The 22,231-nt window shown below is 68.1% G+C and carries 17 protein-coding genes; 7 read left to right on the top strand and 10 right to left on the bottom strand.

Features of this window, described 5'->3' with window-relative positions; all coding sequences use genetic code 11:
* The gene (locus VGR67_05420) at positions 1 to 912 is read left to right on the top strand and encodes a TIGR01777 family oxidoreductase (protein ID HEV8335836.1); all 912 of its coding nucleotides are present in this window, start codon (positions 1 to 3) and stop codon (positions 910 to 912) included.
* A 13-nt stretch (positions 913 to 925) separates the two neighbouring features.
* Here the strand turns inward: VGR67_05420 and VGR67_05415 are convergent, their stop codons facing one another.
* Positions 926 to 1,792, bottom strand: a complete 867-nt coding sequence (locus tag VGR67_05415) for a rhodanese-like domain-containing protein (protein ID HEV8335835.1) — start codon at positions 1,790 to 1,792, stop codon at positions 926 to 928.
* A 146-nt stretch (positions 1,793 to 1,938) separates the two neighbouring features.
* Here VGR67_05415 and VGR67_05410 point away from each other — a divergent pair, with 146 nt between their 5' ends.
* A complete protein-coding gene (locus tag VGR67_05410) occupies positions 1,939 to 2,370 on the top strand; it encodes an OsmC family protein (GenBank protein HEV8335834.1) in 432 nt (143 codons plus the stop codon).
* A 15-nt stretch (positions 2,371 to 2,385) separates the two neighbouring features.
* Here the strand turns inward: VGR67_05410 and VGR67_05405 are convergent, their stop codons facing one another.
* The 6 genes from VGR67_05405 to VGR67_05380 form a co-directional block, all read right to left on the bottom strand.
* On the bottom strand, positions 2,386 to 3,828 hold the full coding sequence (locus VGR67_05405) for a hypothetical protein (protein HEV8335833.1): 1,443 nt from the start codon (positions 3,826 to 3,828) through the stop codon (positions 2,386 to 2,388).
* Positions 3,825 to 4,520, bottom strand: coding sequence for an FKBP-type peptidyl-prolyl cis-trans isomerase (locus VGR67_05400; protein HEV8335832.1), 696 nt, complete (start codon positions 4,518 to 4,520; stop codon positions 3,825 to 3,827). Before VGR67_05400 ends, VGR67_05405 begins: the two co-directional genes overlap by 4 nt.
* A gap of 175 nt (positions 4,521 to 4,695) precedes the next feature.
* A complete protein-coding gene (locus VGR67_05395) occupies positions 4,696 to 5,484 on the bottom strand; it encodes a class I SAM-dependent methyltransferase (protein ID HEV8335831.1) in 789 nt (262 codons plus the stop codon).
* Positions 5,485 to 5,486: 2 nt separating this feature from the next.
* On the bottom strand, positions 5,487 to 7,274 hold the full coding sequence (locus tag VGR67_05390; protein HEV8335830.1) for a long-chain fatty acid--CoA ligase: 1,788 nt from the start codon (positions 7,272 to 7,274) through the stop codon (positions 5,487 to 5,489).
* A 145-nt stretch (positions 7,275 to 7,419) separates the two neighbouring features.
* The gene (locus VGR67_05385) at positions 7,420 to 8,946 is read right to left on the bottom strand and encodes a lipase maturation factor family protein (protein HEV8335829.1); all 1,527 of its coding nucleotides are present in this window, start codon (positions 8,944 to 8,946) and stop codon (positions 7,420 to 7,422) included.
* Positions 8,947 to 9,636 (bottom strand): hypothetical protein, encoded by a 690-nt coding sequence (locus VGR67_05380; protein HEV8335828.1) that lies wholly within the window; start codon positions 9,634 to 9,636, stop codon positions 8,947 to 8,949. It lies immediately after the preceding gene.
* A 280-nt stretch (positions 9,637 to 9,916) separates the two neighbouring features.
* Between VGR67_05380 and VGR67_05375 the strand changes: the two genes are divergently transcribed.
* The 3 genes from VGR67_05375 to VGR67_05365 all read left to right on the top strand — a co-directional run bounded on the left by VGR67_05375 (position 9,917) and on the right by VGR67_05365 (position 14,545).
* Positions 9,917 to 11,281: a serine/threonine-protein kinase gene (locus VGR67_05375; GenBank protein ID HEV8335827.1), complete on the top strand. Its 1,365-nt coding sequence runs from the start codon at positions 9,917 to 9,919 to the stop codon at positions 11,279 to 11,281.
* Between the two features lie 64 nt (positions 11,282 to 11,345).
* On the top strand, positions 11,346 to 11,774 hold the full coding sequence (locus tag VGR67_05370) for an FHA domain-containing protein (GenBank protein HEV8335826.1): 429 nt from the start codon (positions 11,346 to 11,348) through the stop codon (positions 11,772 to 11,774).
* Positions 11,775 to 11,899: 125 nt separating this feature from the next.
* Positions 11,900 to 14,545 carry an AMP-binding protein gene (locus VGR67_05365; GenBank protein HEV8335825.1) on the top strand — a complete coding sequence of 882 codons (2,646 nt, stop codon included), beginning with the start codon at positions 11,900 to 11,902 and terminating at the stop codon, positions 14,543 to 14,545.
* 140 nt (positions 14,546 to 14,685) lie between these two features.
* On the opposite strand, the gene VGR67_05360 is transcribed toward VGR67_05365, so the two are convergent.
* A complete protein-coding gene (locus VGR67_05360; protein ID HEV8335824.1) occupies positions 14,686 to 16,428 on the bottom strand; it encodes a glycosyltransferase family 39 protein in 1,743 nt (580 codons plus the stop codon).
* Positions 16,429 to 16,589: 161 nt separating this feature from the next.
* On the opposite strand from VGR67_05360, the gene VGR67_05355 reads away from it, so the two are divergent.
* Positions 16,590 to 18,917 (top strand): MMPL family transporter, encoded by a 2,328-nt coding sequence (locus VGR67_05355; protein ID HEV8335823.1) that lies wholly within the window; start codon positions 16,590 to 16,592, stop codon positions 18,915 to 18,917.
* Positions 18,918 to 19,021: 104 nt separating this feature from the next.
* A complete protein-coding gene (locus VGR67_05350; protein ID HEV8335822.1) occupies positions 19,022 to 21,073 on the top strand; it encodes a sulfatase in 2,052 nt (683 codons plus the stop codon).
* Here VGR67_05350 and VGR67_05345 read toward each other — a convergent pair.
* On the bottom strand, positions 21,064 to 21,882 hold the full coding sequence (locus VGR67_05345; GenBank protein HEV8335821.1) for an NAD(P)H-dependent oxidoreductase: 819 nt from the start codon (positions 21,880 to 21,882) through the stop codon (positions 21,064 to 21,066). The genes VGR67_05350 and VGR67_05345 overlap by 10 nt on opposite strands.
* 102 nt (positions 21,883 to 21,984) lie before the next feature.
* A complete protein-coding gene (locus tag VGR67_05340; GenBank protein HEV8335820.1) occupies positions 21,985 to 22,185 on the bottom strand; it encodes a Rieske 2Fe-2S domain-containing protein in 201 nt (66 codons plus the stop codon).
* Between the last annotated feature and the right edge of the window lie 46 nt (positions 22,186 to 22,231).

Here is a 22,231-nt window from a genome sequence, read left to right as displayed (position 1 = left end):
ATGAGAGTGCTGATATCGGGATCGAGCGGCCTGGTGGGTTCGGCCCTGAGGCAGTCCCTCGCCGCCGCGGGGGACGAAGCGATCCGGCTTATCCGTCCCGGCGCCAAGGCGGAAGGCCCCTCCGTTTCGTGGGATCCTGAAGCGGGGCGCCTGGATGCCGCCGCGCTCGAGGGGCTCGACGCCGTCGTGCACCTGGCCGGAGAGAATATCGCCGAGGGGCGCTGGACCGAGGCCAAGAAGCGCCGCATCCGTCGCAGCCGCGTCGAGGGGACCCGGCTGCTTTCCGAGGCGCTGGTGAGCCTCGCGCGGCCGCCGCGCGTCCTGCTCTCCGCTTCGGCGATCGGATATTACGGCGATCGCGGGGCGGAAGTCCTCACCGAGAACAGCCCCCCGGGGAGCGGCTTCCTGCCCGAGGTCTGTCAGGCGTGGGAGAAAGCCACCGAGGCGGCGGCGCGCAAGGGGATCCGCGTCGTCTGTGCGCGATTCGGAGTCATTCTCTCTCCGGCGGGCGGCGCCCTGAAGAAAATGCTGGTTCCCTTCCGCCTGGGAATGGGAGGCGTGGTCGGCTCCGGGGACCAGCAGATGAGCTGGATTTCCCTGCAGGACGCCGTCGGCGCCATCCAGCACGCTCTGCGCACCGAAGCCCTGTCCGGGCCGCTGAACACCGTGGCTCCCCAGCCGGTCACCAACCGCGCATTCACCCGGGTTCTCGCGTCGGTTCTCAGCCGGCCCGCCGTCTTTCCCGTTCCGGCCTTCGCCATCCGCTTGTTGTTCGGCGAGATGGGGGACGCGGCCCTCCTGGCCAGCGTCCGGGTGAAGCCGGAGAGGCTGCAAGCCTCCGGCTACCGCTACCGGCATTCCGATCTGGAGACGGCGTTGCGGGATCTTCTGGACCGCTCGAAACCGCGCTGATTTCCGTTGGTGCCTACCGCCGGCGGGCCGCGATCCCGGCGACCATTCCTCCGTCGAACTCCCCTTCCCTTTCCCGGAGAACCTCCAGAGGCGCCGCGAGCCGGCGAAGCTCTCCGGTTTCCAGAAGGAAGTCGGGACAGGTGGGAGGGCCTCCGCGCCGGCCGTGCTCCTCGGTGAACGTCTCGTAGAGCAACAGGCCGCCCCGGCGCAGCGCCCGGATCAAGGCCGGGAAAAGAGGCCGGTGCAGGTAGCGGGTGACCAGAACGAGATCGTAGACGGAGTCCCCGAGATCGGTGGTCGCGCTTTCGAGATCGAGAACCTCCGCCGACAGCGGCAGTCCCAGCTTCCGAGCCGTCCGATCGAGGGATTGGATCTTGCGCTCGTCCCGATCCACCGCCCGAACTCGGAAGCCCGCGGCGGCCAGCAGCAGCGCGTTGCGGCCCGCGCCGCAGGCGACGTCGAGGGCGTTGCCGCCCGCCGGCAGCAGGCGCGCATTCTTCACGAGCCAGGAGGACGGGCCGGCGGGATGACAGGGATCGCCGGAAGAGAACTCCCGCGGCCCGCGCCACCGCGACAGCCCTCCCGAGAGATTCAGCACTCCCTCGAAGCCGGCCGCGATCAGGAAGCGCGCCGCCGCGGCGCTCCGCACTCCGTGCTCGCAACAGACCAGAAGGGGCTTCCCCTCAAGCGGGAGCGTCGCGGGCGCCGCGGCGATTAGATCGACGGGCAGGAGGATCGCTCCCGGGATGTGCCCCAGATCCCGGTACTCCTCGGGCGTGCGGACGTCCAGGACCCTCACGCGCTGCTCCCGGACGCGACGCTCCGCCTCCTCCGGCCCGACGCCCGCCACGGAATGAGAAGAGCCGGGATCTTTCGACATGAAGGAAGTGTGCCGTCCTCGAAGGAGCGCGTCAACCGGAGGTTGTCCCGCGGGCGCGTCTCATGGTTAACTGGGGCCTCACGGCTCCGGAATCGAGCGTCGGACGATCTGAATCCGCCATTGGACTCTGCACAAAGGAGACGACCATGCCCACTCGCCATTCAAGCGCCGTCTGGAAAGGCGGCCTCAAGTCCGGAAAGGGACTCGTCACGGTCGGAAAAGGCATCTTCGAAGGGGCCTATTCCTTCCCCTCCCGTTTCGAGGAGGGCGAGGGGACGAACCCCGAAGAGCTGATTGCGGCTGCGCATGCCGGCTGCCTCAGCATGGCTCTGGCTGCCGGGCTGGAGCGCGCCGGCACTCCGGCGACCCAGATTTCGACGCGAGCCTCGGCGTCCCTTGACAAGGTCGGGGAGGGATTCCGCATCACCAAGATGCGGCTGGAGGTCCGGGGGAAGGTGCCGGGGATCGACGCTCACGCCTTCCAGGAGGCCGCGGAGAAGGCGAAGGAAGGATGCCCCGTGTCCAACGCCCTCAAGAACAACGTCGTCTTCGAGCTGGACGCGAAGCTCGAAAACTGACCTCCTTCGGCGCCCTCAGGAGGCGGGGGGACGCACCCCCCGCCTCCCTTCCACTTCCGCCTCCAGCCGCCGGTAGGCGCGATCCCCCCGCAGCCGCTTGAAGTCGTCGTCCTGCCTGAGCCGCTCCAGATCCGCGAATCCCCGCTGCACCGCGCGCTCCAGGCTCCGGAGCGCCTCCCGGCTGTCGCCGGCGCGGGCGCGGGCCGCGGCGAGACGGTAGAGCAGCTCCGGATCCTCCGGACGGATGGCGGCGGCGACGGTCAGGCAGAGAATCACGGCCCGATCGTCTTTTCTGCGGGAAGCTTCTTCGGGAAGGTAATAGGCGGTCTGGACCAGGAGAGCGTTCAGGATCCGCCGGGCGGACGCCGCGAGCCGCGGATCCTTTCCCCGGCTCTTCCTTTTCCATTCGTCGAGCCGGAGAGCGGCCGGAAGTCTCGCGGGATCGGACGAGACCGAGGAAGAGGATGACGCGGCGCCGAGGAGGCGCCAGGCTTCGGAGAGGACCTGGCGCTCGCGCCTTCGCAGGTTTTCATCCTCGCGCCTCTCACGCCGCACCCTCTCGGAGCCCGCCAGCCGCAGAGCCGGCTCCGACGCCTCCGCGACGTCGAGGAGACCCCGAAAGTCGGCGGCCGTGGCGCGATAGAGCCGCGCCGCTTCCGACGGCCTTCCCTCTTGTTCGAGCGACCGGGCCTCGCCGAGAGCTTCGGTCCAAAGCGAGCTGATCAGGGAGGCCTCGCGGTTCCGCTTCGCCGCGGCCATCGCCTGGAGCTCCATCCAGGCGAGGGCGCGGCTCGCGAGCCGCGCGGGCATCCAATCGTGCCCTCCTCGGAAGACTTCGATGCGATGGACGATCCCCAGACGATCGAGGGTCTCGTCCAGCTGCAGCATCTCGTCGTAATTGAAGTCTTCGTCGCCGGCGGTCCCGAAAAGCACGAACGGGAGGCCGGCCTCCGGGGCGCTGCCAGAAGGGAACCCCGCGCCCGCCGCGATCACTCCGGCGATCTTGCCCCGCTCCGCGAGCGCCATCTCGATTGCGGCGCGGGCGGTCCCCGAGAAACCGCCGAGGTAGACGCGCCCATCGTCCAGGCGCAGCCGCTGGTGCGTGTCGCGCCACATTGCGGCGAGCGCCTGGGAGTTCGGATCGACTTGCCGATCGCTGGCGGAATCGTAGGAGCTGGCCAGCACGGTGCCGAAGCGCTCTGCCCCTTCCCGGAAGCGCTCCAAAGCGGCGAGGGCCCGACCGCGCGCGTCCATGAGATAGAGGACCGGCGCCGGGCGGGCCGGATCGTAGGAGAGCGGCAGGTAGAGAGCGTACGACCGGGTCGGATCGGAGGTGCACGTCAGCTTTGGAGCCACGACACCCGGCGCCGGGGAGGCCGGCGCCGGCTCGGCCGCCGGCGCCCCCGCGGCGGGAAAGAGCAGTACCAGGACCAGAAGAGGAGGGAGGCCGGACCTCACTGCTTCTTGACGATGTCCAGCAGCTCGACCTCGAAGACCAGCGTCGCCCCGCCGGGAATCTGAGGCGGACGTCCCTGATCGCCGTAGGCGATTTCCGAAGGACAGATCAGCTTGGCCTTCTCCCCCACCTTCATTTTCTGGACCCCTTCCGTCCAGCAGGGAATGACGGCGTTCAGCGGAAACTCCACCGGCTGGCCGCGCTGAATCGAGCTGTCGAAGACCGTGCCGTCCGGGAGCGCGCCTTGATAATGGACTTTGACCGTGTCGGTCATCGTGGGAGTCGCGCCGGTGCCCGGCTTGAGCGTCCGGTAGACGAGGCCCGACGGGCTTTTCTGCGCGCCCTCCTCCTTCGCAGCGCCTTCGCGGAAGGCGGCGGCTTTCTGTTTTTCGGCGGCCAGCGAGGCTCCGGCCCGCGCCTTCATCAGCTCCTGGACTTTGGGGCCGTAGACATGGAGATCGACCTGGGGCTTGGCATGGGCGGCGGCGTCCGCCACGCCTTTGCTGACGAACTCCATCTCCTCGGGCGTGAGCGAAAACTGGGTCAGATTGGCGCCAACCAGAAGGCCGAGAGCGTAGAAGGTCTTGTCCTGCTCCGTTTTCGGATCCGAACCCTTCGTGCTATGCGAGCCGGATCCGCATCCAAAGAGGGCAAGGATCGCCGTGAGGACCAGCGAGCCGACGGTGGGTTTCATAATCTCCTTTCGATGCGGGTCGCCCCGCGGAGGTGACTACGTGATCGACCGATCCTCCGGCCGAAGGGGAGTCATTGTATACCTCAGAGCCCGGGACGTCGTGAGGGTATGCCGCGCGCGGCATCCTGAGGAGCGGATCGTGCGCGGGCGTCTCGAGGAGCCTGGCGCCGGGCAATCAGCTCCGCCAGACGAGGCCGATCGTCTCGTATCCCTGTCCGGGATGCCGGAGCCTCTGCTGTCCCGGGTCGAGAGGGACCGGATAATGGGGGTCGCCGACGAGCTCGAGGGAGCAAGCCTCCACCAGCTTCAGATAGACGCGCGCGTTGGCCTCCTCGGGCGTCATGTCCTGCGTGATCACGAGCCGGCCGCCCGGGCGCAGAACCCTTTGGAACTCCTTCACGCATCCGGCCCAGAGCTCGGAGGGAATGTGTTCGATGACGCTCAGGCAGAAGACGCGATCGAAATGGCCGTCGGGAAAGGGCAGGGCCTCGGCCGGATCGGCGTGATACCGGATGCGATCGTCGCCGCCCGCCTCGGGGAGTCCCCAGACCGAGTTGATTCCGGCGGCGCGGAACAGGACTTTCTTGCTCATCGAGCGGAGGTTCGCGCCGAGGCTCTTTCGCTGGTCGTAGACGCATCCCGCCCCTTCGTTCAGCGAAGGGTCGACGACCGAGCAGTCGTGGCCGTGCCGGGCCAGATAGAGCGCGAAAGGACTGCCGCCGCCCCCGATGTCCGCCACCCTCAAGGGCCGGCCGCCCAGATCGGCCGCCAGGATCGCCCACGGATACTCCCAGGCCCGGGACCAGTGATCGTGTCCCGTGTAGCTCTTGAGACGGCGGCTCCGGTGGAGCAGCGGCCGGAACCACGACGGCTGTTGGAGCAGCGACAGGCGGAGCATCTCGCTGTGGATCTCCCGGAATTCCCGCCGGGCACATTCCCGCATGTCGAGCAATTTCGACTCCAAGCTCACTCCTTGTAGATCGATTCGATCAAATCCGCGTACTTCTGCTCGATGACCCGCCGCTTCACCTTCAAGGTCGGGGTCAGCTCGCCCGCCTCCTGGGAAAGCTCCCGGGGAAGGAGCCGGAATTTCTTCACCGTCTCGTAGGACGGCAGCCCCGCCATCTTCGCGCGGATCCGGGCGCGGTAGAGATCGAGGACGCGGGGATCGCGCAGGAGCTCGTCCAGGCTCCTGGTGGAGATCTGCTTGGCGCGGGCGAAGGAGGCAAGCCAGTCGAAATCGGGAACGATCAAGGCCGAGACGAACTTGCGACGGTCTCCCAGGACGACCGCCTGGCTGATCGCCCGGTCGGACTTCAGGAGGTTCTCCAGAGGCTGGGGGGCGACCATCTTGCCTCCGGACGTCTTGAGAACCTCCTTCTTGCGGTCGGTGATCCGCAGGAAGCCGTCGGGATCGATGACGCCGATGTCCCCCGTGTGGAACCAACCGTCCTTCATCGCCTCCCGGGTCGCCGCCTCGTTCCGGAAGTAGCCCTGCATCACGTTGGGGCCGCGGACCAGGATCTCGCCGTCCTCGGCGATCCGGACTTCCACGCCCGGGATCACCGGGCCGACCGTGCCGAGACGGATCTTTTCCAGCGTGTTGACGGCGACGACCGGCGAGGTTTCCGTCAAGCCGTACCCCTCGAGGATCGGGATCCCGGCGGCGTAGAAAAACTCGGCGATGCGCGGGGCGAGCGGGGCGCCGCCCGAGACGAAGAACCGGATCCGCCCGCCCATCTTCTCCCGGATGGGAGCGAAGATGCGGCGATCGGCGAGGGGATGGAGCAGGCGAGCGAGGGGCGGCACCGGGTGCTTCTCCAGCAGGGCGCGCGCCCGGCGGCGCGCCTCCCGCAGCAGGAGCCCGGCGAGGAGCCGGCGCGGCCAGGGCAAGGAGCGGACGTTGGAGACGATACGGTCGTGGGCTTTCTCGAAGAAGCGCGGGACGCTCGACACCACGGTCGGGCGCACCTCGGCCATGTTCTGGGGAACCGCCTCGATCGACTCCGCGTAGGCGATGCTCGCTCCCGCCGACAAATAGGCGAATTCCACCATGCGCTCGAAGACGTGCGTCAGCGGCAGGAACGACAGGGTGACGTCGTCCGAGGAGAAGGGGATCAGCTTGAGCGTCGCGTTGACGTTGAAGGCGAAGTTGCCGTGCGTGAGCACCACTCCCTTCGGCTCCCCGGTGGTCCCCGAGGTGTAGAGGATGCTCGCCGGATCCTCCGGCCGGATCGCCGCGCGGCGGGCCTCGAACCGCTCCGGCTCCGCTCGATGCGCCGCCTCGCCCGCCGCCAGGACCGCCGTCCAGGAAACGGCGTCCCCCGGCGGCGTCTCGCCGGCGTCCAGGATGAGGATCTGCGCGAGAGCGGGAAGGGAGGGCAGGGCGGGGCGCAGCTTCCCCAGCTGGGCGGCTCCGGAGACGACCACCGCGCGCGCCTCGCTGTTCTCCAGGATGAAGCGGACCTGCTCGGTGAGAAGCGACGCGTAGATCGGCACCACGACGGCGCCCAGGCTGAGCAGCGCGTGATCGAAGGCGGTCCACTCGGGCCGGTTTTCGGACAGGATCGCGACGCGCTCCCCCTTCACGACTCCGAGCGTCTCGAGCCCCAGGGCGAGGGACCTGACCGTCGAGAAGAAATCCTCGGTGGAGATGTCGTGCCACGAGCCGGCCGACTTGTAGCGGAAGAGATCGCTCCGCGGGTGATCCCGCTCCAGCTGCGTCAGGATGTCGCCCAGAACCCGGATCTCCACTCCGCCCTCCTTCGTGCCTCGTTCTCCGGGCTTGCGCGCCCGAGCGTCAAGAGACCGCGCGACGCCGCCGCGCCGGCGGCGCGATCATCAAGGCGCTTCCCCGGAATGTCAACCGCGCCGCGAGGCCGTCCCGCCCCTTCGCGCCTTACGGTTCTCCTTCCTCCGGATCGAGCCAGCCGTGCGCCGCGAGAAAACGGCGCAGGCGCGGATCCTCCGACTGCAGCGGCTGAATCCACGCCCCGAGAAGGGTCCGCCGCCACCAGCCTCCCTCGGGATCGCCCGGCGGAGCGAACCGGTAGCGATACAGGACGGCCCGAATCCAGCGCGGGGGCGACTCGGGAAAGGGATTCCCCGCGAGCAGGCCCAGGGTCTCCGGATCGTTGTGAAGGAGCTTCCAGATCAGGTGAATCGTCCATGGATAGCGCTCCGGCCGCGACATCGCGGCGAACCATATCTGCCAGTCCAGGCGGTAATGGTACGGGGAGACGATGCACGGACGGCGCTTTGGATCCCCGGGCTTGCACTTGAATTCGTATTCCCTCCAGACCGTCTGGTCGGTGAGGATCGGATCCTTCGTGCCTTCGAAGACGATCTCGTTCCGCTCACGGCCGACGCTGCCGAAGGCGCCGTAGGTGTTCACGAGATCGAGGCGGTTGAAGGAGGTGTTCATCGCCTGACGGGAGGACAGGAGATTGCGGATGGGATCGATGCTCAGGACGGCGACCAGCGCCACCAGCGCGACGGCCGCGACGCGCTGCGCCGGGGAGGCCTCCGCCCGCGCCGCGGAGTGCGCCGCCTTCTCCGCCAGCCGCGCCGGAACGACCCTGCGAAACAAGGAATCGTCGAAGCAGGCCAGGATCGGGATGATCGTGAGGTAGTTCAGGAAGGAGAGGTTGCCGCTGAGAATCAGCGTGATCTGGAAGGCGACCAGAAGGCAGCCGGCGGCATGCCGCGCGAGGCGCGGGCCGAAGACGAACCACGGAGCGACCAGCTCGTTGAGGTGATTGAACAGCACTCCCAGCTTCTGGAATCCGCGGGGCATGAAGTGCAGCGTCCGGCTCAGCGGATTGGGGATCGGCTGCGTCTCGTAGTGATAATCGAGGCAGGTCAAATCCCTCCAGCAGGAATCGCCGCGCAGCTTGATCAGGCCGGCGCCAAGCATGATGCGGAACGCCAGCCACCGGAAGAGCCAGAGCACGGGGGCCGCCGGCTCGCGCCGCGGAAAGGGGCGCCCGTCCAGCAGCGGGCAGAGAAAGATGGCCAGAAAGCCGGTCTCGAGGAGCTGAATCTCCCAGCCGTAGCCGTACCAGTCCTGGCCGACGTGGACGAACGAGAGGTAGAGGGCCCACAGGATCGCCAGCATGATCCCGTTGGCGTATCCGAGAAGCACGGCCAGCGAGAGCGCGGCGCCCAGCCAGGCCCCGCCGAGCAGGATTCGATCGGAGGAGGCGAGCCAGAAGACGCTGGGGAACTGGAGGAATCCCCCCAGACGGCTTCCGTACGCGGCTTCCGCCCGGCCGAGGAAGAGGCCGATCGGCAAGAGACCATGCTCTCCCAACAGAGGGACGAGCTGAAGCGCGAGGCCCAGAAACGCGACCAGGTAGACGAGACCGAGCAGACGCAGGATAAAGAACCGGGTGAGCCAGTACGAGGAGGGCTCGCCCCGCGTCAATCAGCGCTCCGCGGCCGGCTGCGTCGCGGGTCGGACGATTCTCCACACGGCCCACGCCAGCAGCCCCAAACCCGCCAGGTAAATGGGCCACCGGAACGGCGCCGGCCGCAGCCGATCCAGCGTCTCGGCGTCGGCCGGCAGGGCGGAAAGGGCGTCGGCCATGAAAGCATAGAGCACGGCGAGCGTCCCGGCCGCCGCGGCAATCCCCTCCGGCAGGTGCGGTCGCAACCGCCGGCCCCGATCCTCGGCCCGAACCGTCAGGGCCCCGCCCGCCATGCACAGCAGCGCGATCAGAACGGGGCTGAGGACGGGCCCCCACCACGGCAGCGGAATGAGGAACAGCAGGTCGAAGGAGAGCAGCGAGGCGGGCCAGGCGAGCAGGAGCCGGAGCCACGCGTAATAGGCGATGTCCCACAGGCCGAAGGCGAAAAAGGCGAAGCCCAGGCGCGACTGCCTGGATTTCCCGGCCGCCCAGCCGAGCGCCAGCAGCATGATCAGCGTCGCCAGCTCCCGGCCGAGCTCCACCGCCGCGATCGCGGGATCGTAGGGCGAAGTGTCCCGGATGAGGTCGGTGATTCCGAAAACGCGGCGGAGATAGACGACGGTGGCCGCTTCCAAGTAGGCCATGGCCACGGCGAAGATCGACACCCACCGGAGCTTGCCGGTTTCCATCGGAAGCAAGGTTAGCACAGCGAAGGCCGCCGAGCGTCGCGCGGCGCGGCCTGCCCAAAGAGGATCGGGATCCGGTCCTCGAAGTCATCCATCGCCCCGGACGATGGATGATTCCCTGACGCCGCCGCGGTTCCCCATGTCCATGCGGTGGACATGGGGTCTTTCCCGGCGGCCCGCCGGGGGAGGTGTCCCCTTCCCGGAGCCGGCACGAGAATCGCGTTCGGCTCCTCCCATTCCGGCGCGACTTGTTTCATCCGGGATCGTTGCGGAAGCTCACCTCAAACCTATATTTAAGGGCATGTCGCGAATCGGACGCTACGTCATCCAGGGCGAGATCGGGCGGGGCGCCATGGGAGTCGTCTATCTGGCCCAGGATCCCCGGCTGCAGCGCCGCGTGGCGCTGAAAACCTACATTCTGCCGGACGGCATTTCCGAGGAGCTGATCGCCGAGTTCCACGAGCGTTTCTTGCGCGAGGCGCAGGCCGCCGCTTCCCTCTCCCACCCCGGAATCGTCACGATCTACGACGCCGGCGACGACGCTTCGCTGGGCCTCTCCTACATCGCCATGGAGTACGTTCCGGGGCGCAGCCTCCGGCAGGTTCTCGAGCAGGGGGATCGGCTCGAGCCGGGCTGGGTCATGAGCTTCGGGGCCCTCCTGGCCGAGGCCCTCCACGTCGCGCACCAGGCCGGAATCATCCACCGCGACATCAAGCCCGCGAACATCCTCCTGCGGGCCCCCGATGGGGCGGCGAAGATCGCCGATTTCGGAGTGGCCCGGCTCTCGACTTCCGAGCTGACGCAATCGGGAGCGTCTCTCGGCTCCCCCGCATACATGTCCCCCGAGCAGATCCGCGGAGGGGACCTGGACGGCCGGAGCGATCTCTTTTCGCTGGCGGCGGTGCTGTACGAGGCGCTCTGCGGGGAGCGCCCCTTCGAAGGAAAGGATCTTCCCGCCTTGGTTTATTCGATCGCCCACGACGCGCCGATCCCGATCACCCGCCGCGTTCGCGGCTTTCCGGATCGTCTCAACGACTTCTTCGACCAGGCCCTGGCGAAAGATCCGGGAAAGCGCTTCAAGAACGGCGCTGAGTTTCGCGATGCCTTCCGCGAGGCCGGCCGCAAGCGGCGCGCCTCCGCGGCGCCGGCCGCGCCGCCCGACTTGGCCGGAAAGGGGGCTCAGGCCGCTCCGGCGCCCGCCGGCGCCACAGAGCCTGCCTCCCACCGGAGGAAGCCGACAAAGGGCCGCGGCAGGTTCCTGGGGTTGAAATTCGGGGCGGCCGCGATCTTCTCGCTTCTGCTCATCGCGACCGGGTACTTCTATCTCTCCCGGCCCGCTCACCTGAGGCTGGACGCCCGCAGCAGCATCGGGGCCGGGACCCTGAGCCTCCGGGTGGACGGGCGTGAGGTCTACTCCCGGCATCTGGCGCCGGCCGCGAGGAAGGGCATCTTCAACAAGATCCTCGGGCGCGACCAGGAGACTTTCGAGGGATGGATTCGGCTCTCGCCCGGCAAGCACGAAGTGGCCGCCCGCGTGCTTCCCGAGGGAGCTTCTTCTCCTTTCCAGGATTCGATCGTCGTCGACCTCAGGTCGGGCGAGACCCGGACGCTGAAGATGATCGCGGGACGATCCCTCGGCGCCCCGGTCTCGCTCAGGATGGACTGAGCGTCTTTCGATCGCGCCGCTGCCTCGCAGGGAAGAGAATCTCAACCTTCATGAGGAGAGGATGATGGGAGACAAGAAATCGGAATTCGCCGCCAGCACGAAGCTCGACTCCGCCTTGGCGCGCCCGCGGCTCAAGGAAGGCCTGATCTCGCCGGCCACCGGCATCTTCCTCCGGATCGAGGAAGGGCCGGGAAGCGGCCGCGTCTACACGCTTTCCTCCGGGGGAGTCTATCTGATCGGACGCGCCGGCGCGGACATCGTCCTGGAGGACGAAAAGGTCTCGCGCAAGCACGCCGAGATCGGATTGTACGGACCGGAAGCGTTCGTCCTCCGCGATCTGGCGAGCACCAACGGCACGCGGCTGAACGGCAAGCGCATCTCCGAAAAATCGAAGCTGAATCATTGGGACGTCATCCGGGTGGGAGACACGGCGCTGCGCTTCGCGGTGATCGACGACTCGATCCAGGTCTCCAAGTTCGCCGCGGGCAGGTAGGGAAGGATCGTCCGGCCGCGCGGCTCCGCGGCCCCCGGAAGAGGCCGCGCCCGGCCCTGCCGCCCTCCCGTCCTCCTTGCTGCCGTTCGCGAGGTGCGGAAGAATAGCGGCGGGAGAGAATCCGCTTGCCTTCCGAGACCTCCTTGACCTCCCTCGGCGCCCGCCTGGCACGACTGCGCCGCTTCGCGGATCGACCCGCCTATTTCTGGAAAGACGGCGTGCGCTGGCGCCGCCGGACCTACGCCTGTCTCCACGATCGCATGGTGTCCTGCGCGGCGACGCTGGCCCGCGAAGGCCTCGACGCCCCGGTCCTGATTCAGGGCCCCGGCCATCCCTCCTGGGTCGAAGCGCTGGCCGGAATCCTTCTCGCCGGCGGCGTCGCGGTCCCCCTGGAGGAGTCGGCCCCCGACTCGTTCCGGGAGGAAGTGGCGAGGCGCTGCAAGAGCCGCCTTCTCGTGGCGCCTGCCGGCGTCTCGCCGCCGCCCGGATGCCGGCGGATCGAGTGGGACTCCTGGGGGGACCCGGACGCAGCCTCTTCCCCTTCGTGGGCCGATCCCCCGGGCGATTCAACCGCGGAAATCGTGTTCACCTCCGGAACCACGGGGCAGCCCCGGGGCGTAGTGCTCACTCACCGCAACCTCGCCTCCGACTTCGCTCCGATCGAGAGGGCGTTCGAGCGGCGGGAGCGCTGGATTCGCCCCCTCGGCACGCTTCCCTTTCTCACCACGCTTCCCCTGTCCCACATGTTCGGCCAGGCGATGAACGTCTTCCTGCCGTTGTTCATGGGTCTCAGCGTGGCGTTCGTCCCGCCGCGGCCCGCGGAGGTCCGGGAGGCCGCCCGGCGTCTTGGCGCCTGGGGACTCTTCACCGTTCCCCGGCTTCTCGATCTTCTCGGACTTGAAGTCCGGCGCCTCCTGCGCGAGGAAGGGGCGCTCGAGAAGATTCAGAAGCGCCAGGCCCGCTTCGAGCGCTGGCCTTTCATGATTCAGGCCCTCCTCTTCCCGCGCCTGGCGGGAATCTTCGGGCGCCGGTTCCGGCTCCTGGTCTCCGGCGGCGCTCCCCTTGCGGAAGAAGTCCAGCGATTCTGGGAGAGCCTCGGATATCTCGTGATTCAGGGATATGGACTGACGGAAACCGCGCCGATCGTGTCGATTTCGAATCCATTCGATCGCCGGCCTGGCGGCGTCGGCCGGCCGCTCGGTATCCAGGAGGTCTCCCTGGGCGCCGAAGGGGAGATCCTGGTGCGCGGGCCGAACGTGACTCAAGGCTACTTCGGAGAGGCCGCGGCGCGGAACCCCGACGGATGGCTGCGCACGGGGGACGTGGGCGAGCTCGACCCGGAAGGACGGCTGCGAATCCGCGGGCGGCTCAAGGACGTCATCGTCACTCCCGAAGGAGAGAACGTTTTTCCGGCCGACGTCGAAGCGGCGTTCCGCCCCTCCGAGGGCGTCCGCGAGGCCTGCGTGCTCGGGGTCTCGGAGGGGGCCGCGGAGCACGTCCATGCCGTCCTTCTGATGGAGCAGGGCTGCCATGCCGAGGAGGCGGTGGTGGCCGCCAACGAGCGCCTACAGCCCAGACAAAGGGTCCGCGATTTCACCGTCTGGGCCGGGAGCGATTTTCCACGAACTTCCACCGGGAAGGTGAAGAAGGGCCTCGTCCGGGAGGAAGCTCTGCGGCGCGCGCCCGGCGGGCAAGGCGCCGGGGGCGCGTTCGGCCTCACCGCCGAGGTTCGCCGTCTGGTGGCGCAAGTGGCCCGCAGCCGGATGGAGCGCCTCGAGGAGGGAACGCTCCTGGTCGAGGCGCTCGGCCTGTCGAGCCTCGATCTCGTCGAGCTGGGCGTGCGGCTGGAAGAGAGATTCGGGGTGGTCCTGGCAGATGCGGCGCTCGCCTCGGCGACGGTGGGAGATCTGGAGCGGGCGGTCCGGCAGGCCGCCGGCCGTGTCCCGGTCCGCCCCGAAGGCGACCGTGTCTCGGAAGCCGCGCACGCCGAAGCGCCCCTTTCGTCGGCGAAACCCTCTCCGCCGCGCCCGGGCGCCTTGCGGATGCCTCGATGGGCACGAGTCTCTCCATTCCATCAGTTCAGGCGCTTGCTGGAAGAGGCGGTCTTCCGCCCGATCGTTCTGCTGCAGGCAAGACCGGAGGTCGTCGGACTCGAACGGCTCGGCTCGGCCGACCCGCCCTACCTCTTCGTCTGCAATCATCGGAGCTATCTGGACACCGGCCTCTTCAAGGCGACGCTTCCCCGCCTGCTGAGGGGAAGGATCGCTCCGGCGATGACGACGCGCCACCACCGCGTCTTCTTCGGGGAAACCGGCGGCGGCCGGACCCGCTACGCACTCGAGTCGATGCAGGTGCGGCTCGTGGAGCTGCTTTTCGGCGCCTGGCCGCTGCCGGAGACCGCCGGCTTCCGCCAGAGCCTCGGTTACGCGGGAGAGCTGGCGGACGCCGGCTTCTCGCTGCTCGTCTTTCCCGAAGGAAGGCACGTTCCCGAGGGAGGTCTCGCGCCGTTTCGGGGAGGGATCGGCATTCTGGCCCGCGAGCTGCGCGCGCCGGTGGTTCCCGCCTGGGTGGAAGGAACGGCGCGAGTGCTTCCCGACGGGGCCCGGTGGATGCGACGGGGCAGGACGCGCCTCGTCCTGGGCGAGCCCCTGTGCATCGATCCCGCAGCCGATCCCGCCGAGACGACGCGCCGCCTGGAGAAGGCGGTCAGGGAGCTGGAGGATTGGGAGTCCGGACGCTTTTCCGAAAAGACCGCTGCGCCGCCGCGTTAGTGTCGCATCCGGAATCTTCATGCTTGAGGCCTTGATGCATCACGGCTCGCTGCGTGGCGCCTCGCCTGGCCCGCCTAGTGTCGCGTCTCAAAAATCATGTTACATTCGGCCCCCGATCCATCCCGGCCCGACGGCCTGCGTCATTTCCGAGACACGACACGGGAAAATCTCTCGAGCCATCTCGAGAACGGTCCGTCGCCCTCCTTCCTTCCCGGGAGGCCCGCATCGAGGCGCCGGAAGACGCCGGGCCAGCCCTCCGCGATCTCCCGGGAGGCGGCAAGGAGCAGGTATCGCTTCCCCTCTTCAAGGTCCAGGATCTTGAACGACCGAATCGCCATGCCGCCGCCTACCCTTTCCGCGCCGAGGAGCCATGTCAGGTAGCTGAACCATTGTTCCGGCTGGCGGGCCCCGTCCACGTCGCCGGCGGAAAACTCCGGATTCACGTACTCCAGATCGATGGCGAGGCAGCCTCGGGCGGCTTCCGCGAGCTCGCGCGGAAGAGAGCGCCCCTCATAGAAATGATAAAGAGGCATCACGCCTTCTCTCGCCTTCTCCCGTGCGAAGTAGTAGCGGAGGTTTTCCGCGACCGTGTAGTCCGCGAACAGCCAGCAATCCTCCGGCACCCCCGCGCGGGCGAGATCGGAAGCTTCCCGATAGGCCGGGCCGCGCGAGCGGTGATAGGGAAGTATCGTGCCGCGGAGGTTCAACGCTCCCAGCAGGAGAGCGGGAAGCAGGCTCAACGGGATCAGTAGCCGGCTTCGGCTCCGGCTCCATCCCCCGGAATGATCCCGCAGATCCATGGCCGCCAGCGCGATCAACAGCGCGAGCGGCAGGAGCGGGGTGATGAAGAACTCCTTCTCTCCCGGAAACCACCAGAGAAAGAAGAGGTAGTAGGAGACGATCCAGACGAGCAGGAAGATGCGTTGCCTCCTGAGGGGGCGATCGGCGCGAATCGAGCGCAGATGCCAGCCGCCGAGGAGGAGAAGGAAGACGCCCGTTCCCGGAATGAAAAGCGCGCGCAGCGACCACGGGAAGGTGGTGACGTTGCGCAATTGGCTATGCAGCAGGCGGCCTATCCCGAGGACGCTGAGATTCCGGGCCGTCCCCCATCCGGCCACCGGATGGAAGGCATAGGCGAGGCAGAAGCGGACGAAGCGCGCCGCCGTCGGCGGACCGGGGTCGAGACTCTCGCCTCCTCCCCGCAGCGCGGCGGGGCCGAGAAAGGCGAGCAGGTAGGCCGTCGCCGCGAGCAGGCCTGCGATGCCCAGCATCCAGGCCCCTTCCTTCCATCCTTTTCCTCTCGGCGCAACGAAGAGCCAGTATCCGAGCGGGACGCAAAAGAGCACGCTGGGCTGGTGATACAGGACCGCGAGCGCCAACAACGCGCCGCCCGCGAGGACGCGGCCGGCGGAGGGCCGCCGCTCTTCCCGAGTCACGAGAACGACCAGCAGCGCGAGGCAGGCCGTGGCGGGGAGATACACCTCCACCAGGGTCGAATACAGCCAGAATCCGCGGCACGCCAGAAGCAAGAGCGCGGCGGCCACGCCTCCGAAGGACGAGCCGGTCCATCGGCGGACGATCGCATGGCAGGCGAGCAGGACGACGACCGACGCGACGATATTGTGAAGCTGTCCGGCCAGCACGGGATCCTCGCCGCCGCCGGCGCGCGCCACCAGCAGGCGCGTGAGCCGGATCATGGGGGTGAACAGAAGGTGGTGGGGATGGAAGATCTCACGCCCCGTCCGGGCTGACAGGGCGTAATCGAGGCTGTCGGCGGTTTGCTGCGCCGCCCGCCCGGCAAACAGGACCACGGCGGCGAAGAGCGCCAGCAGCGCCGCGGCGAGGTCGGGCCGGGGCGGGAGGCCGGCGCCGGGGGGCTTCATCCCCGCTCCCGATCGAATCGAGGACCGCGCCGCCCGGGTCCTGAGCGCTCCATCGCCTGCCCCGTGCCAAGTCCGCCGCCGACGCGGCGGCGAAGCGCACTCTAGCACAGCGGGCCTCCCGGCCTGACAGCGCCGGGACGGTGGTGTAATCTTCCCCTCCCATGAAGGGATCTTCGTCTCCGAGACTGGAGGCCCTCTTTCGCCGCGTCGTCGCGATGCGGGGTTGGTTCTTCGCGCTCTACGCCCTCCTCGTTCCGTTCGCGATCGGGCTGGCCCTCCGCGTGCCGCACGACAATTCCATCGCCCGCCTGATCGTGCAGAGCGATCCCGACTATCGGAACACGATCGCTTTCCAGCGTCTTTTCGCCGAAGGCGAGCAGGTGGTTCTGCTCGCGGAGGCGAAGGATCCCTTTTCTCCCGCGGCGCTTTCGAGAGCCCGCGAAATCCAGGATCGCCTCGGGCGGGTTCCCCGGGTCCGGAGCGCCTCCGCCCTGGACATCTACGACCGGGCTCACCCCGGCTCCGCCGCGAGCCCCGGGTTTCCGGAGGAGTTCCGGCGGTTCGTGAGCGGCACCGATCTCTTCCGAAAGCAAGGGCTCGCCGGCGCCGACTTCCTGGGGATCGTCGTGGATCTCGACGTCCGAACGGCGCGACAGCGGAACGAGACGCTCGCCGCGATCGATCGGGCGCTCGCTCCGCTGGAAGCGGCGCCGGGCCCTCTGGCGGGGATCCGCAAAGTCGGATCCCCCTACGTCGACGCCTATCTGGAATCGGAGACCGCCCGGGCCAGCCTCCGGTACTTTCCGCTTTTCGGCCTCTTCGTCGTCGTCATCAATTTCGTCCTCTACCGCTCGCTGAGGACCCTGGCCGCCTTTCTCGTCACGCTGCTGGTGTGCGTCTCGCTGACCGTCGGGTTCGCGCGGCTCGCGGGATTTCCGTTCACCATCGTCTCTTCCCTCGTGCCGGTCACGATCCTCATCACCGCGACCGCCGCGCTCGTGTACATCCAATCCCGGTTCGTCGAGCACGCCGGTGCGGGATCGGTCGACGAGCACCAGATATTCACCCTCTCCAACAAGTTCCTCGCGACCACCGCCTCGATCTTCGCGACGGCAATCGGCTTCGGCGCGCTGGCCGTCTCGGGCATCCGCCCGATTCGGGAAATGGGCCTCTGGGTCGCCGCGGGCCTGCTGATGACCTGGATCGTCGTGTTCACGCTCTTCCCCGCCCTGCAAAAGACCCTCGCGACTCCCGTCCTGCGGCGGCGCACCTCCGCGGGACGGCTCGTCCTGCGCCTGATCGACCGGCTTCCCGCCTTCTCCTATCGCTATCGGCGCGTCATCCTTCCCGCCACCGCCTTCTTGATGCTGGCGGGCGTGGCGGCCTTGACGGGGATTCCCGGACGCCTGGCCCCGATGCGCCCGGAGACCGACACGCTGGCGTACATCGACAAGAACGAGCCGATCTACCGGGACACCCGCCGGTTCGAAAAAGCGATCTCGGGGCTTTCGGTCATCCAGATCTGGATCAAGTCGACCCGAGGGACGGTGGTCGAGCCGGAGGTGCTGCGGGGGCTCGAAGGGTTCGCGCGGAATCTCGAGGCCGATCCCCGGATCGGATCGGTCCTGGGCCCGACGACGCTCCTGCGCTGGTCCAGCTACGTCGCCGGCCACGGGGACCGGCTCAGCGACGAGCCCTCGGCCTGGGAGGGGCTCGCCGCCCAGCTCGAGCAGCTCCTTTTGCGAGAGCCGGCCTTGCGGGCGTACGTCGACGTCGGCTCCCTGCGCCACGCGCGGATGACGGTGGTTCATCACGGGCAGGGTTTCGCCCACGTCGAGGAGATCAAGGACTTCATCCGGGCGAGCTGGAGGATATCGGCGGCGCGCCATCGCGCGCTCGGGGAATGCCGGATGATGGTCGTCGGCCAGGGGCTGCTGCAGGCGAAGATCGCCGAATACCTCGTGCCCACGCTGACCGAGAGCTTCCTGCTGACGGCCTCGGTGATTTTCGTGGCGTTCCTGCTCGTCTTCCGGAGCACGGCGGCCCGGCTGATGGCGATGATTCCCTCCCTGTTCGCCATCCTCGTGATGTTCCTGGTGATGCGGCTGACCTCCATCCCGCTGAACGTCGCCACGATTCTCATCGCCTCGACGGTCCTGGGAGCCTCGGAGAACGATCAGATCCATTTCTTCTACCACTTTCAGGAGAAGCGGCGCTCGGCCGGGACCGAGGAGGCGCTGCGCCATTCCCTGGTCATCGCCGGACGGGCGATTCTGTTTGCGACCCTCATCAACGCGGGCGGCTTTCTCACGCTGTCGCTGTCGGGCCTGCCGCCGATGCGCCAGTTCGGCCTCGTCTCCTCCAGCGCCTTCGTCCTCTCCATGATCGCCAGCTTCACCGCGGTCCCTGCCGCTTTGTGGATTTTCTTCCGGGAGGTCCCGGGCCTGCCGGCGCAGGACTCCGGGAGCCGCGCCGCGTCCCCTCGTTGACACGGGAAGAGGCGACCTGCGAAACTCGCCGCGCGCCGCGCCGTTTCGCCCCTGCTCCCGCGCCGAAACGGCCCCGCCGGCGCGTGGGAGCGCGCGACGAGCCGATGAACGATCCGGGGCCGGGCAGAAGAAGGGGATTCGAAACCCTCGACCTCGTCCTGATCTCCGTCTCGACCTCCCTCCTGGCCGGATTCGCGATCGCCGCGGCGCGCATCGGCGAGAATCGCTACGTTTCCCTCGGCTTTTTCCGCAACGCGCTGTTGACGCTGCGTCAGGCGATTCTCCAGGCCCTGCTCGCCGGGCTCCTTTTCGCCCTGGCGTGCCTTCTGCTTCGCGGACTGGGGCGCGCCGTCGTCGGGCGCTTCCCCCGGGCCGGGCTCTTCCATCGTGAAGGGACGACTTTCGCTTCCGGCGCCGTCCTCCCTCTTCTCGCCGCCGGCTCGGGAGCGCTGCTGATCCTGGCGGTCTACGCGCTCCGCCGTGACAGCGTCTCGAACTCACTGATCTTCTTCGTGACGGGAGCGGCGTTTCTCTGGGGCGGTCTCTTCGCGGTCTCCCGGCGGCTGCCCGCCGCTTTCGCCGTCCACCGCTTCCTCGTGCTGGCGGCCCTCCCGGCTCTCACGGCCTGCATCGTCTTCGCCCCCCACCGCTCCGATTACGCGATTCTGTCCCGTCCCGCGGTTCTGATAGCCATGACGATCTGGGCCGGCTTGCTCGCCTGGGAGGCGGCGTCGCGCCACGCGTCCTCCGGCCTCCGGCCGGCCGGCCTGCTTCTCGCGGCGGGTCCGGCGCTCGCCGCCGCGCTCGGGATCGCCGTGAGCTGTCTTCCCGCCGGCAAGCTGCGCGCCGCCCGCCCGGAGAACGTCGTCCTGATCGGCATCGACACCCTCCGTTGGGATCACGTCTCGCTCGACCCGCCGCCTCCGGGAACGCGGGACCTGACCCCTTCCCTGCGGTCGCTGGCCCGCCGCGGCACGATCTTCCGGAACGCCATCTCCCAGGCGCCCTGGACCAAGCCGGCATTCGGCTCGATCCTCACCGGGCTTTATCCGCGGCAGCACGGGGCGGTCTCCTATTGGGGGGCCTTGCGGCCGGCCGACGCGACCCTCCCGGAGATCCTGCGCGAGGCCGGCTACCGGACCGGGGCCGTGGTGAGCCATTGGTACGTCGACTCTCGGGCCGGGTTCGCCCAGGGAGTCGACTCCTTCCAGGAAGACAACGCCCGCGGGCATTGGGCGATCACGTCGGGCTCGGTGACGGAGGAGTCGCTGCGGTTCCTCCGCCGGCGCGGCGGCAGCCCCTTTTTCCTGTTCGTTCATTATTTCGATCCTCACTTCGAATACCGCCATCATCCCGGATGGAGCTTCGCGCACGGCTATCGGGGCTGGCTGCGGCGCGATCGCCTGAGCATCGACAACCTCCTGAAGAATCGCCACCGGCTCTCCCCGGCGGACGTCGGCTATCTGAAGGATCTGTACGACGAGGAGATCGCCTTCACCGATTCTCAAATCGGCCGGCTCCTCCGGGAGCTGAAGGACCAGGGGCTCGACGCGAAGACGGCCGTCGTCGTGGTCGGGGATCATGGAGAGGAGTTCATGGAGCACGGCGGCCTGAGCCACACCACCACTTTGTACGAGGAGGCGATTCACGTCCCGCTGGTCGTGGCGCTGCCCGGGACGCCCGGCGCCAAAAGGGAGGTGGCCGAGGTCGTCGAGACCCGCGGAATCTTCGCGATGCTCCTGGGCTACCTGGGGATCCGCTGGAGCCCGCCGCCCGAGCTCAGCGGCCTCCTGGCCCGGATCGATCCCGGCCGTGAGGGCCGGGCGGCGGCACCGAGAGCCGCCGTGGCTTATTCGGAGGTGTGGCTGCCCGACGCCCCCCTTGAATCGGGAACCCGGGTCCAGCTTTCCTCTCTCCGCGGTCAGGACTGGAAGATCATCCGGGACCACCGGTCCGGAAGCGAATCGCTTTTCGATCTCACCGGCGATCCGGGCGAGCGTAACGACCGGGCCCAGACCGATCCAGGCGCCCTCTCCAGGATGCGCGACGCGCTGGATGCTCTCTCGTCCGAAATGCCCGGAGAGACCGGCCGCTTTCCCCGCCAGGAGCTGAACGACGAGATGCTCCGCGAGCTGAAGGCGCTCGGTTACCTCTGAGGGCGCGGAGCCGGCTTCTCCATCTCGAAAGCATGGGCTTTGCGCCCGCCCCGCGCGGTCTTCTCGGCCGCCCGTCCGCTCTCGATCAGAGTCCGGGCCAGCGTTGCCGCCCGGACCGCGAGCTGGCGCGCCCCCGCCCGCAGCTCTTCACTCTCCTGGACTTCGAGCACGTTGTTCTCCATGTCTTCGGCCGACCATCCCCGGGAGTGGGCAATGTACGGAAACCGGGGGGACCGAAAACCCAGCTCCGCGAAGAACCCAGGGAGCTGTCCGGCCACGGCCTGCACGTTGTCCTGCCCGCCGGTGATGATGAACGCCGCAACCTTGTTGCGGATCAGGACTCGATCCCGGATGGTGGTCTGGTTTTGGACGCAGTTCAGCCGCTCCGCCATCTTGTAGTAGATGGAGCTCGCCGCCCCCCAGCGGATCGACGTGGCAAGGAGTACTACATCGCTCCAGTGGATGAGCGCCTCGTAGACTTCGGTCATCTCGTCCCGCTCGTCCATTTGCGTGATCGAGCATGGCCAGGTGCACGCGCGGGCGCTCTTGGAGTAGTACCCCTCGCAGTTTCGGAAACGGAGTCGAGCCAGCTGGATGAGCCGCGTCTCGCACTGCAGCGTCGATCCGGCGTGCTCGAGCGCCTCCGCAAGCAGCGCCTCGGACGTCGAGTAGCGCGGATTGTCCCGGTCCATGGCGGTGGTCGAGAGCCCGGCCACCCGAATCCGGCCCTCGGCCCGGACGACCGGACGCTCGAGCGGGTGGGGCGTGTGAGGCTTCTTCCGGCGCGGCGTCGCGGATTGCAGGTCCACGAACAGACGCCCTTCGCGGACTTCGACTCGATAGGCCGGAACCTGATCTTCCTCGAATCCCGGCTCGCCGGCTCCGGTCTGGAAGTGGAATTTCCAGGCGTGCTACGGGCACACCAGATACTCTCCGTCCAGCCGCCCCTGTCCCAGGGGACCTCCGACGTGATTGCAGGCATTGGACAGGGCGCCGAATTCTCCCTCTCGACAGCTCACCGCCAGCCGGACCGTCCCGGCGGTCGCCACCCTCACCGTCCCCTCTTCGAAGCTTCCGGCGGGGCCGAGGTCCGTCCATCGCTCGTCAGCCATGGTCTCCTCCATCGGGATCGGGCCGATCCCAAACTAGAATGCGATC

The sequence above is a fragment of the Candidatus Polarisedimenticolia bacterium genome (genome assembly GCA_036004685.1).
Classification (GTDB): Bacteria; Acidobacteriota; Polarisedimenticolia; order Gp22-AA2; family AA152; genus DASYRE01.
This window is presented reverse-complemented; position numbering and strand designations above follow the sequence as displayed.